This window comes from Flavobacterium sp. AC105, assembly GCF_979258495.1.
Genome location: NZ_OZ409860.1, coordinates 262,711 through 274,835, shown reverse-complemented (window position 1 = coordinate 274,835; position 12,125 = coordinate 262,711). Strand labels below are relative to the sequence as shown.

Below are 12,125 nucleotides of genomic sequence, written 5' to 3'. Positions count from 1 at the left end.
TCTAAAATTTTGTTCCTTTGTAATTAATTCTCAAAAAAATGGAAATACGTCATTTACGATTAATAAAAGCAATTGTCGAAGAAGGAAGTATCACAAAAGCCATAGACAAATTGCACCTGACACAATCGGCTTTAAGTCACCAACTTAAAGAAGCTGAATATCAGTTAGGAACTGCCATTTTCCTGAGAATGAACAAAAAACTGGTTTTAACAAAAGCTGGCGAAAAGATCTACGAACTTGCTAATGAAATTCTGGAAAAACTTTCGCAGACCGAAACACAAATCAAACAAATGGTTTTTGGAGAATACGGCGAAATCCGAATTAGTACCGAATGTTTCTCGAGTTATCATTGGCTTCCATCGGTTATGAAACAATTTCACTTGTTGTATCCAAATGTAGAACTGAAAATTGTTACCGAAGCCACACATATTCCGCTACAAAAATTACTCGAAAACACTATAGATATTGCGATTATAAGCGATCAGATCAACGACAATAACATCAAATATCTAGAGCTTTTTCAGGATGAAGTTGTCATGGCGGTTTCTGAAAATCACGCCTGGGCGAATAAAAAGTATGTTGTTGCAGAAGATTTTGTCAACGAACATTTGCTAATTCATTCCCTTCCGATGGAAACCGTGACGATTCATCAGTTTATTTTGGCTCCAGCCAAAGTTACTCCTAAAAAAATCACAGCGTTACCACTTACCGAAGCTTCTCTGGAAATGGTTAAAGCCGATATGGGCGTAATGTCGATGGCAAAATGGGCTTTGCTGCCACATTTAAAAAACAGCCCGATAAAAGCCATTAAAATTGGAAAAAATGGTTTGAAGAGAAAACACTTTATCGCCATACGGGACAATCAGGATTATCCAGCCTATTTTCATCATTTTATAACCTTTTTACAAACTGAAATCAATCTGCAATGGAATATTCAATAAGAAAATGTGAAATAGCCGATTTACCAAAATTGGTTGTTTTATGCCAAAAACACGCTGAATTCGAAAAAGCAGAATATTCTCCGGAAGGAAAAGAAGAAAATTTAAAAAAAGCTTTATTCAGCGAAAATCCGAAATTATTCTGTTTAGTTGTTGCCACCGATAATGATATTGTAGGCTATGTTTCGTATACTTTTACGTATTCAACCTGGAATGCAGACGATATTATTTCTATGGATTGTTTGTTTTTAGAAGAACAAGCCAGAAATTTTGGAATTGGCGAAGTTTTAATCAATAAACTAAAAGAAATCGGAAAGGAGAAAAACTGCATCAATATGCAATGGCGAACGCCGTCATTTAACGAAAGAGCCATAAAATTCTACCAAAGAATTGGCGCAAAAGGAAAAGATAAGATTTGTTTCTTTTTAGATTTGTAATGATTTTGTCTCACGAAGTCGCAAATTCTCTTTCATTAAGGCTAAAAAAATAATCTCGCAAAGTGGCAGAGGCGCAAAGTTTTTTCGTCCTTTTTGTCATTCTGAGGAACGAAGGATAACAAGTTTGTGTAGAAACTTTGAACCTTTGTATCTTTGAACCTTAGAACCTCAAAAAAAATGACTCAAATAAGTATTTTAGGCTGCGGTTGGCTTGGATTGCCTTTGGCAAAAAGCTTAATCGCAAAAAGGCGTTTTGTAAATGGATCAACAACTTCTGAAAATAAACTTCAGATTTTGAAAGACGCTGGAATAAATCCTTATTTAATTATCCTGAGCGAAGTCGAAGGAACGCTTGAAAGCGAAAGTGTTTCTGAAAGCATCAACGCTTTTTTAGCCAAAAGTGAAATTCTAATTATTGATATTCCACCCAAATTGCGAGGAAATAATGTAAATCTCTCGACTCCGCTCGAGATGACATTCGTGAGAAAAATCAAAAATCTAATTCCGTTTATAGAAAAATCCAGCATTAAAAAAGTACTTTTTGTGAGTTCAACTTCTGTTTATGGAGATAAAAACGGAATTATCACAGAAGAAACCAATCCGAATCCGGAAACTGAAAGCGGCAAACAATTGCTTTTAGCAGAAGCGATTTTACAAGAAAATAAAAATTTCGAAACTACAATTTTACGCTTCGGCGGATTAATTGGAGAAGACCGTCATCCGGTAAAATTTCTTGCCGGAAAAGAAAATCTTGAAAATCCTGACGCTCCCGTAAACTTAATTCATCAAAAGGATTGTATCGAAATCATTGAAGAAATCATAAATCAATCAAAATGGAATGAAGTTTTTAATGCCGTTGCGCCTTTTCATCCCACAAGAGAAGAGTATTACACTCAAAAAGCAAAACAACAAAACCTGATTTTACCGAAATTCAGTTCAGAAAAATCGAATATTAAAAAGGTTATTTCAAGCGAAAAAATAGAAACCAGTTTAAATTATCAATTTAGGCTGGAGAATTATTAGTCCCGAATGTCAGGCTGAGCGAAGTCGAAGTCATTACGTTTTATAAGCCTTGACTCCGCTCAGGGTGACATTCGTTTAAATAAGTTTTGCAGACTTTACTTAAACTTTTTAAACTTGAGTTAAAAGAATAAAACTTAAATTCGCTTACATAACTTATATGGTTTAAAAAAAACTTTGCGAACTTTGCCTTTGCGGTAAATCAAATTCTGCGATAAAACTATGGAAACAGCTTATATAAATTCACCATTAGGAATCACCAAAATAGTTGGTGATGAAGATGGTATTGCTGTAATTTCCGTTTCTGATGTTGGTTTAAATGAAGTTTCTCCTGAAATTCCTGAAGTTTTACAAGAAGCGGTTTCACAGCTACAAGAATATTTCGAAGGAAAAAGAACCGATTTCAATTTAAAATTAAACCCAAAAGGAACTGAATTTCAGCAAAAAGTATGGAAAGCTTTATTAGAAATTCCATTTGGAAAAACCATAAGCTATATGGATCAAACCAAAAAATTGGGCGACATAAAAGCAATTCGCGCCGTGGCATCGGCCAATGGCAAAAATCCACTCTGGATTGTCGTTCCTTGTCATCGTGTTATTGGCACGAATGGCTCTTTAACCGGTTATGCCGGAGGTTTATCCCGCAAGAAATGGCTTTTAGAACATGAAAACCCAACAGCGCAACAAAGTTTATTTTAATTCTCCCAGTGAGAACAAATTAATTGTAGTTAAATTCCTATTTTAAAATCAATTTGTGTACATTTATCTACATACATAATTCGTGAAATCGAGGCAAAAACATGATAGAAAAAATAAATCTCAACAACATATTATTTCTCGATATAGAAACCGTTCCTGAAGAAGAGAATTTTAATTCGCTTGACGCGGAAATGCAATCACTTTGGGACCATAAAACACAATATCAGCGCAAAGACGATTTTACACCAGAAGAATTTTACGATCGCGCTGGAATTTGGGCAGAATTTGGAAAAATCATTTGTATTTCGGTTGGCTATTTTACGATTAAAGGCGATATTCGGAATTTTCGTGTAACATCGTTTTTTGGCGATGAAAAGAAGATTTTAAAGGACTTTAATAATTTGCTGAATAATCATTTCAGTCAGCCGCAACATCTTTTGTGCGGCCATAATGCAAAGGAATTTGATATTCCGTTTATCGCACGACGCATGATTATCAACCAAATTGCAATTCCGGACAAACTGAATTTATTCGGCAAAAAACCATGGGAAATTCCGCATTTGGATACTTTAGAGTTATGGAAGTTTGGCGATTACAAACATTTTACATCTTTAAAATTACTAACCACGATTCTCGGCATTCCATCGCCAAAAGGCGATATTGACGGAAGTCAGGTTGGGCACGTTTATTATGTCGAGAAAGACATTGATCGAATTATAACCTATTGTGAAAAAGACACCATTGCCGTAGCACAGATTTTCCTGCGTTTACGCCGTGAAGATTTATTAATTGATGAGGAAATTATTCATGTTTGATTTTTTTAAGGTACAAGCTGCAAAGCCACAGAGATACAAAGCTTAAATGAACTTATATAACTTATAAGGTTTAATTTTTTTTAGAAAATGACACATTCAGAAATCTCACATCACAGAATGGCTTCGCAAAAGCTTTATAAAACAACGCAATGTTCGCCACAAGAAATTGCACACCATTTAGGCGCGATGCAGGCACAGGATTATGCAATGGCAAAATGGGCAATTGGTTCTCGTTGTAATGCTACTGAAAAAGAGATTGAAGAAGCTGTAAATTCGGCACAAATTATCAGAACCCATATCTTGCGTCCAACCTGGCATTTTGTTGCTGCAGAGGATATTTATTGGATGTTGGATCTTTCTGCACCACAAGTCAAACGATTTACAGCTTCTGCCGCAAAAAAATATGGATATGATGACAAAAAGTTAGATAAGGCTAATGCCACTATTGAAAAACTGCTTTCCGGAAACAATCATTTAACACGTGATGAAATCATGCAGGAACTTAATATTAAAAAAACGTCGAGCGAAGATTTTTTAAGTGCTGCAATTATGATGAATGCCGAATTGGACGGCTTGGTTTGTAATGGAAAAATGAAAGGCAAACAAATCACTTATTCTTTGCTGGAAGAAAGGGTTTCAAAACCAAAAACCAAACTTACAAAAGAAGAAGGTTTGGAAAAATTAGCCTTGCGCTATTTTGAAAGTCATGGTCCTGCGACGTTATTAGATTTCTCGTGGTGGTCCGGTTTTGCTCCAACTAACTGCAAATTGGCAATTAATGCAGTAGAGTTGCAATTGAATTTTATCGAAATAAACGACCAAAAATATTGGTTTGGAAATCAAATTTCTGGTGAAGATAAATTCCGCGAAAGCGTACACTTTCTTCCTGCTTTTGATGAGATTTTAATTTCATATAAAACCAGAGAAGCTTCTATTCTTTTAGAACATCAAGCTAAAGCTTTTACGAATAACGGAATCTTTAAACCGATTATTCTGGAAAACGGAAAAGTGATTGGAACCTGGAAAAGAACCATGAAAAAAGATCACGCCAAAATAGAAACGCAGTTTTTTAATGAAACTGAAGGTCATAAAAAAGCAATTCTTTTTGAAGGCATTAAAGCATTTGAAAACTATCTTGAGACAAAAATTATTATTGAATAAATTGGTTAAAAGATATTGCTCCTATGAAACTCACAATTAGACGATGATTTTTATCTATAAATATTTTGCCCTCGCTGGGGCTTATCAACTCCGTTAGAGTATAATATTTATAGAAAAAAAGTATTCCCATGTCTTTAACCTTTTCGGGGCGATATATTCTAATGCAGAAAAACTATCAAATTTAAATTAACCGCTAATTCTTCGGGTTTCATCAACAAATTCTTTATGCATTTTATTGCTAAATAATTACATTTACAAAAAAAAACAGCGTTATGGTATTAAGTAGATTTTGGTTAACCATTTTTATTTCGTCGATTATCTTCATTATAATCAGTTTGTTTACTGCTAATACTTATACCATTGATTATGTTTTGAACGGAAAAAAAGACGATCCGATCCTAGTTTCAGAAAAATATGCTGAACAGCTTCCTGCTTTTATTAAGGACAGCATTAAGAAAGCGCCGGATCAAACGATGATTATCAATCGTGATACGCTTAATCCCGACACGACTTACGTTTATAAAAATAAAACCGTAAAAATTTACAGCGGTGTTCAAAAATCAGATGGTTTATTACCAACGTGTAAAACTACCTTGATGGATTTGATTTTGCCGCTTATGGCTTATCTGGCTTTTTTCTGTGGATTAATGGAGCTTTTAATCATTTCGGGAGTTTCCGGAAAATTAGCAAAAGCTTTAAGTCCTGTTTTTGTGAAAGTGTTTCCAAGTATTCCAAAGAACCATCCTTCGATTTCGTATATGACGTTAAACTTTGCTGCAAATTTCTTGGGATTAGATTCCGCTGCAACGCCATTTGGTCTTAAAGCCATGGAAAGTTTACAAGAAATAAACCCCGATAAAGACAAAGCCAGCGACGCGCAAATTATGTTTATGTGTCTGCATGCCTCGGGTTTAACTTTAATTGCAACTTCAATTATTGGATATCGCGCCGCTGCAAATGCCAGTAATCCTGCTGATGTTATGCTTCCGTGTATTATTACTTCGTTTATTGGTACGATTGCCGCTTTTTTAATTGTTGGAATCAAACAAAAAATCAACTTCAAAAGCGCCTCGCTTGTTATCGCATTAATGGTATTAATCGCAGCCATTGTTGGTTTGCTGATGTATGTAAACCATTTGGATTTAATTGGAAAAAATTATTTTACAGCTAATCTTTCCGGATTAATCTTAATTGGAATTATTGTCGCTACGCTGATTTTTTCTTTTATACATGAAAAGAAATTTACTGAAGCAAACACGACCGTTTATGATGCATTCGTTGTTGGAGCAAATAACGGAGTTAAAACAGGTGTTACTATTTTTCCTTACGTTTTAGGAATGTTAGTCGCCATTTCTCTATTTAGAAACAGCGGTTTATTTGAAATTATTAGTGACGGAATCGCTTTTGTTTTCTCAAATATGGGTGTCAACAAACAAATTACCGATGCTTTACCGGTTGCAATGCTTAGGCCTTTTAGTTCGGCCGGTTCAAGAGGATTTTTAATCGATTCTATGAATACTTTTGGCGCAGATTCCTTAACGGGAAGATTGAGCAGTATTTTTCAATGTAGTGCCGAAAGTACTTTTTATGTAATTGCAGTTTACTTTGGTTCTGTAAATATAAAAAATACACGTTATGCTTTGGGCACAATGCTTTTGGTTGACGTGATTTGTGTAATTACAGCGATTTTTGTGGCTAGTTGGTTTTTTTAATTTTCCCATTTAAAATGGATAAAATCCGTCGGTATTTGATTTTGTAAACCGGATAAATCCTTCGATATTGATTTTAAACTGGACTGAAGTCCAGCCCTACAATATTGATCGAGCCGATGGCTCTTTTTAGCGGTTATAGAAAAAACATATTTTAATAATGAATTATGTTAAAACACATAATTAAGCAGAACCTCTTTATAAAGTTCCGGAGGAACGAACTATTTTGTAGGACTGGACTTCAGTCCAGTTTAAAATATACGAACCGACGAATTAAATATTTGTAAGAATATTTTGTATTATTGTAACAGATTTAAATTGTTGCAAATAAATATAAAATGTCAAATACATATCATCAAGTTTATATTCAGGTAGTTTTTGCCGTGAAATACAGAGAAGCAGTTATTGAAAAAGAGTGGAGTTCTAAATTATTAAGCGTAATTGGAAATCTAATTAATGAAACAGGCTGTAAAACAATACTTGTAAATGGCGTTGAAGATCATGTTCATTGTCTTTTAGCTTTAAAACCTACAGTTTCAATTTCTGAATTGATGAAAATTGTAAAAGGAAAATCTTCCAAGTATATTAACGACCATAAATTGACAAATTCAAAATTTGAATGGCAAGAAGGTTATGGCGCTTTTTCATACAGTCAATCTCATATAGATGTTGTTTATAAATACATTGCAAATCAGGAAGAACATCATAAAAAGCAAAATTTTAAAGATGAATATTTATCTTTTCTGGACAAATTCAACGTTTCGTTTGATGAAAAATATATTTTTGATAATTTAAAATGATTTAGAATCTACGGCTTATTATCGTTTCGTAAACCGGATTAAAATCCGGTCTTACAATACAGATCGAGCCAATGGCTCTTTTTCTCAAAGATTGTAAAATTCCGAAGGAATGATTTATTTTGTAGAGCTGGACTTCAGTCCAGTTTTCGAAATGAACAGTTTTACGTTGTTAATACAAATTACACCCAAAATCAAAACCATGAAACCACAGCATATTTTCTTTTTATTTCTTTTAATAAGTTGCCAGAAGCAAAAATCTGAATCTAAAATAGCAAATACAATTCATGAAGATAAAACCGAAGTTGTTGCTACAGAAGAAAAATTCTTAAAAACAGATACTATTTCTATTTCTGAAAACGAAGAAACTGCCAATAATAGTTATATTCTGGCGCATCTTTTAGATCAGAAAGCAGATAAAGACAGTATTGTTACTTCTAAATATCGACTTGATTTTTATGAGAATAAAACCAAAACGACATCTTCAAAAATAACGATCAAAGGCTATGAGAAGGGTTCAGAATGGGGAGCTTCATACGGATTAACTTCGGCTACAGCCAAAAATTCTCCTTTTATCCATGTTAGTTTTGGATATCCGGCGTGTGGGTATAATCAAAACAATTATTTATATTATCTAAAAAACAAGGACATTCAACTGGTTTATCAATGGGATTCTATGTCTGATAGCGGTTGGGGAAGTTGGGTTGAGTTTATAAATAAAACGGATAAAGCCGAACCGGAATCTTTTTATTGCAAAACAGTTTCGTACGAACCCGAAGACGATGACGAAAATATGGGAACAGTTTCGTATTCAGATTCGATTGTTTTTCGCTTAAGCGGAAATCGTTGGAAAAAGCAATTACTTTCATCAAAAGACAAATCTTATTTTGAAAAAAAGGTAGCTTTTGATGCTTTTTATAGTCAAAAGTAAAATCTTCAACAGCCTTATTCAAATTCTTTCTTAGGTAAATAATTTCTAACTTTGCCAAAAAATAAGCAATGATAGATTTTATATACCAAGACCCTTATCCTATTTTAAAGGATGATACGCAATATCGCAAAATCACTTCTGATTTCGTAAAAGTAGAGCAGTTTGGAGAACGTGAAATTTTGACCGTTGATCCAAAAGGTTTAGAATTATTGGCTGAAGAAGCTTTGACAGATGTTTCGTTTATGTTGAGAACAACACATTTGCAAAAATTAAAAAATATTCTTGATGATCCTGAAGCTACAGATAACGATCGTTTTGTGGCTTATAATTTATTACAAAATGCTTCGGTCGCTGCCGAAGGTCAGTTGCCAAGCTGCCAGGATACGGGAACTGCGATTGTAATGGCAAAAAAAGGTGAAAACATCTTTACGGGTGTTGATGACGCCGAATGGTTGAGCAAAGGAATTTTTAATACCTACCAAAAACGTAACTTAAGATATTCGCAAATTGTGCCGATTTCGATGTTCGAAGAAAAGAATTCAGGTTCTAATCTTCCGGCGCAAATTGATATTTATGCAAAAAAAGGGGCTTCTTATGAGTTTTTATTCATGGCAAAAGGAGGCGGATCTGCAAACAAAACTTTCTTATATCAACAAACAAAATCATTGTTAAATGAAAAATCTATGGATACTTTCATTCGAACAAAAATTAAAGATCTTGGAACTTCGGCTTGTCCGCCGTATCACTTGGCTTTAGTAATTGGAGGAACTTCTGCGGAAGCGAATTTGAGCGCTGTTAAAAAGGCTTCGGCAGGATATTATGACAACCTTCCTACATCAGGGAATATGTCAGGCCAGGCTTTTCGTGATATTGAATGGGAAAAACGTGTTCAGAAAATCTGTCAGGAAAGTGCAATTGGCGCACAGTTTGGCGGGAAATATTTTACGCACGATGTTCGTGTCATTCGTTTACCTCGTCATGCCGCTTCTTGTCCGGTTGGATTGGGGGTTTCTTGTTCTGCTGATAGAAATATTAAAGGAAAAATCACGAAAGACGGAATTTTCGTGGAGCAATTAGAAGTTAATCCAAAACAATTTTTACCAGAAACAGCGCCACATTTAGAAGCTCCGGTTGAAATTGACCTGAATATGCCAATGGCGGATATTTTGGCAAAATTAACGCAATATCCAATTAAAACACGTTTGAAATTAAACGGAACTGTAATTGTTGCCCGTGATATTGCACACGCAAAAATCATGGAATTATTAGAAGCCGGTCAACCAATGCCGGAATATTTTAAAAATCACCCGGTTTATTACGCAGGACCTGCAAAAACGCCGGAAGGAATGGCTTCAGGAAGTTTTGGACCAACAACTGCCGGACGTATGGACGTTTATGTGGATGAATTTCAGAAACATGGCGGAAGTATGATTATGCTCGCAAAAGGAAACCGTACCAAACAAGTTACGGATGCCTGCAATAAATACGGCGGTTTCTATTTAGGTTCTGTTGGTGGTCCCGCAGCAATTTTAGCACAGGATAATATTCTTAAAGTTGAAGTTGTTGACTTTGAAGAATTAGGAATGGAAGCTGTTCGTAAAATCACCGTTAAAGATTTCCCGGCGTTTATCATTACAGATGATAAAGGAAATGATTTCTTTGAGAACCTTTAGTTTCTAGCCACAAAGACGCTAAGACACAAAGTTATTTATACATAAAAACCGCCTATTGGGCGGTTTTTGTTTGTTGTTAAGCTTTGTCAAAGTTTAAAACTTTGACAAAGCTATTCTTTGCGCTTACTAAAAAAACTTTGTGCCTTTGTGCCTTTGTAGCAAAAAAATCAAGCGCTTAACTCTTCCTTTTCGAAAGCTATAAAATGCGATAATTGTCCTTTTAGATTAAAAACCGGGGTTGCATTAATTTTACATTTATAGATTTGCCCATTTTTTCTGTAGTTTTCTATTGTTTTCTCAAACGGAACCTTCATTTCTATTGCCTCTTTTATCTCTTTTAATACAGCTTTGCACGTTCTGGGACCCTGAAAAATCCTTGGCGTTTTTCCCAGGACTTCATCTTCGCAATATCCTGTCATTTTTCGTATTCCTTTTGAGGCAAAAACGATTTTTAAATTCAAATCGGTAATTACGACTACTTCATCTTTAATTCGTTCTTTAATCTCCAGATTTTTATCATTCCAGGAAAATTGATCTGAAATTTTACTCACTTTTTTCAAGTCAGCAAAAGTAGATTTCAATTCATTTAAATATTCATAATGAAAATCCCATGCCATTATAGGAATTGAGCAAGTACTTGAGCTTTCTTCAGTATTATTCTTTTTCATTTCGAATAATTAATATTAGAAAATCGGTTTTACTCAAAGATAAAATTAAAATTACAAGCAAATTACGGAAATTCCATATTTAAATGGATTCTATTTAATTAAAAAGCAAATTTCAGTTGTACAACAACAGCTTTTTTTTCTTCTGTATTCAGGTTATTCAATGAAATTCCCAGTAACCGTACGGAATCTTTCATTTTTTCCTGATATAATAATTCTTCAACCGTTTCGAGAATCAGACTTTTATCAGATATAAAATAAGGTAAGGTTTTACTACGTGTTTGTTGGGTAAAATCGCTGTATTTGATTTTAAGCGTGACCGTTTTACCAGATATGTTGTGTTTTTTAAGTCGTTTTTCTAATGAAGTTGCAATTTTTTCCAATTGTTCCAACATAAAAATTTCTGAAGATAAATTGACATCAAAAGTATGTTCTGCCGCTACAGACTTGGTAATACGCGATGGTTTTACTTCACTATTATGAATTCCGCGAACAACTTTGTAATAAAATAAACCTGATTTCCCAAAATGCTTTTCCAGAAATTCTTCTGATTTTGTTTTTAAATCTGCACCGGTAAAAATTCCCAATTGGTACATTTTTTCTGTGGTTACTTTTCCAACTCCATAAAACTTTCGGATTGGTAATTCTTCCAGAAAAGGGATTATTTCATCCGGATTTACTGTTTTTTGTCCGTTAGGTTTGTTGATGTCGCTGGCAATTTTTGCTACAAATTTATTGACTGAAATTCCTGCCGATGCTGTTAATCCAACTTCATTTAGAATTCGCAGCCTTATTTCCTGAGCCAATAAACTGGCACTTGGATTTCCTTTTTTATTCTGAGTAACATCAAGATAAGCTTCGTCAAGCGAAAGCGGCTCAACCAGATCGGTGTATTCGTAGAATATTTTATGAATTTTAGAAGATATTTCCTTATAGCGATCAAATCTTGGACGCACAAAAATAATTTCGGGACAATATTTCTTGGCCAAAACACCGCTTATTGCACTTCGAACGCCAAATTTTCTTGCTTCGTAACTCGCCGCAGCGACTACTCCTCTATTCTCTGAACCGCCAACAGCAATAGCTTTTCCGCGTAAAGCAGGATTATCCATTTGCTCTACCGAGGCATAAAAAGCATCCATGTCAATGTGGATAATTTTTCGATATGTAGGCGTTTCAGACATGTTACAAATTTAAATAGGAAAGCATCAAAATGAATTGAAAATTATCATAAAAATTCTTTAGAATGATTTCATTTTTGGCTTTCCTCCAAGGTTTTA

The 12,125-nt window shown here is 34.4% G+C and carries 12 protein-coding genes; 10 read left to right on the top strand and 2 right to left on the bottom strand.

Features of this window, described 5'->3' with window-relative positions:
- Nucleotides 1-38: 38 nt before the first annotated feature.
- The 10 genes from ACZ0AH_RS01135 (at nucleotide 39) to ACZ0AH_RS01090 (ending at nucleotide 10,180) form a co-directional block, all read left to right on the top strand.
- Nucleotides 39-941 (top strand): LysR family transcriptional regulator, encoded by a 903-nt coding sequence (locus tag ACZ0AH_RS01135; RefSeq protein WP_463474060.1) that lies wholly within the window; start codon nucleotides 39-41, stop codon nucleotides 939-941.
- Complete coding sequence (locus tag ACZ0AH_RS01130; RefSeq protein ID WP_463474059.1) at nucleotides 926-1,375, top strand: GNAT family N-acetyltransferase; 450 nt, start codon at nucleotides 926-928, stop codon at nucleotides 1,373-1,375. The genes ACZ0AH_RS01135 and ACZ0AH_RS01130 overlap by 16 nt, the downstream gene beginning before the upstream one ends.
- A 177-nt stretch (nucleotides 1,376-1,552) precedes the next feature.
- The gene (locus ACZ0AH_RS01125) at nucleotides 1,553-2,398 is read left to right on the top strand and encodes an NAD-dependent epimerase/dehydratase family protein (RefSeq protein WP_463474058.1); all 846 of its coding nucleotides are present in this window, start codon (nucleotides 1,553-1,555) and stop codon (nucleotides 2,396-2,398) included.
- 219 nt (nucleotides 2,399-2,617) lie between these two features.
- The gene (locus ACZ0AH_RS01120; protein ID WP_463474057.1) at nucleotides 2,618-3,094 is read left to right on the top strand and encodes a methylated-DNA--[protein]-cysteine S-methyltransferase; all 477 of its coding nucleotides are present in this window, start codon (nucleotides 2,618-2,620) and stop codon (nucleotides 3,092-3,094) included.
- A 101-nt stretch (nucleotides 3,095-3,195) separates the two neighbouring features.
- Nucleotides 3,196-3,909, top strand: a complete 714-nt coding sequence (locus tag ACZ0AH_RS01115; protein ID WP_463474056.1) for a 3'-5' exonuclease — start codon at nucleotides 3,196-3,198, stop codon at nucleotides 3,907-3,909.
- Between the two features lie 87 nt (nucleotides 3,910-3,996).
- A complete protein-coding gene (locus ACZ0AH_RS01110; RefSeq protein WP_463474055.1) occupies nucleotides 3,997-5,070 on the top strand; it encodes a winged helix DNA-binding domain-containing protein in 1,074 nt (357 codons plus the stop codon).
- Nucleotides 5,071-5,342: 272 nt separating this feature from the next.
- Nucleotides 5,343-6,782: a nucleoside recognition domain-containing protein gene (locus ACZ0AH_RS01105; protein WP_463474054.1), complete on the top strand. Its 1,440-nt coding sequence runs from the start codon at nucleotides 5,343-5,345 to the stop codon at nucleotides 6,780-6,782.
- 335 nt (nucleotides 6,783-7,117) lie between these two features.
- Complete coding sequence (gene tnpA, locus ACZ0AH_RS01100) at nucleotides 7,118-7,579, top strand: IS200/IS605 family transposase (RefSeq protein WP_463474053.1); 462 nt, start codon at nucleotides 7,118-7,120, stop codon at nucleotides 7,577-7,579.
- A 199-nt stretch (nucleotides 7,580-7,778) separates the two neighbouring features.
- Nucleotides 7,779-8,507 carry a hypothetical protein gene (locus ACZ0AH_RS01095; protein ID WP_463474052.1) on the top strand — a complete coding sequence of 243 codons (729 nt, stop codon included), beginning with the start codon at nucleotides 7,779-7,781 and terminating at the stop codon, nucleotides 8,505-8,507.
- A gap of 68 nt (nucleotides 8,508-8,575) precedes the next feature.
- Nucleotides 8,576-10,180 carry a fumarate hydratase gene (locus tag ACZ0AH_RS01090; RefSeq protein ID WP_463474051.1) on the top strand — a complete coding sequence of 535 codons (1,605 nt, stop codon included), beginning with the start codon at nucleotides 8,576-8,578 and terminating at the stop codon, nucleotides 10,178-10,180.
- 167 nt (nucleotides 10,181-10,347) lie between these two features.
- Here the strand turns inward: ACZ0AH_RS01090 and ACZ0AH_RS01085 are convergent, their stop codons facing one another.
- Both ACZ0AH_RS01085 and dinB read right to left on the bottom strand, forming a co-directional pair.
- Nucleotides 10,348-10,848: a PAS domain-containing protein gene (locus ACZ0AH_RS01085; RefSeq protein ID WP_463474050.1), complete on the bottom strand. Its 501-nt coding sequence runs from the start codon at nucleotides 10,846-10,848 to the stop codon at nucleotides 10,348-10,350.
- 98 nt (nucleotides 10,849-10,946) lie between these two features.
- Nucleotides 10,947-12,029, bottom strand: a complete 1,083-nt coding sequence (gene dinB, locus ACZ0AH_RS01080; protein ID WP_463474049.1) for a DNA polymerase IV — start codon at nucleotides 12,027-12,029, stop codon at nucleotides 10,947-10,949.
- Nucleotides 12,030-12,125 lie beyond the last annotated feature (96 nt).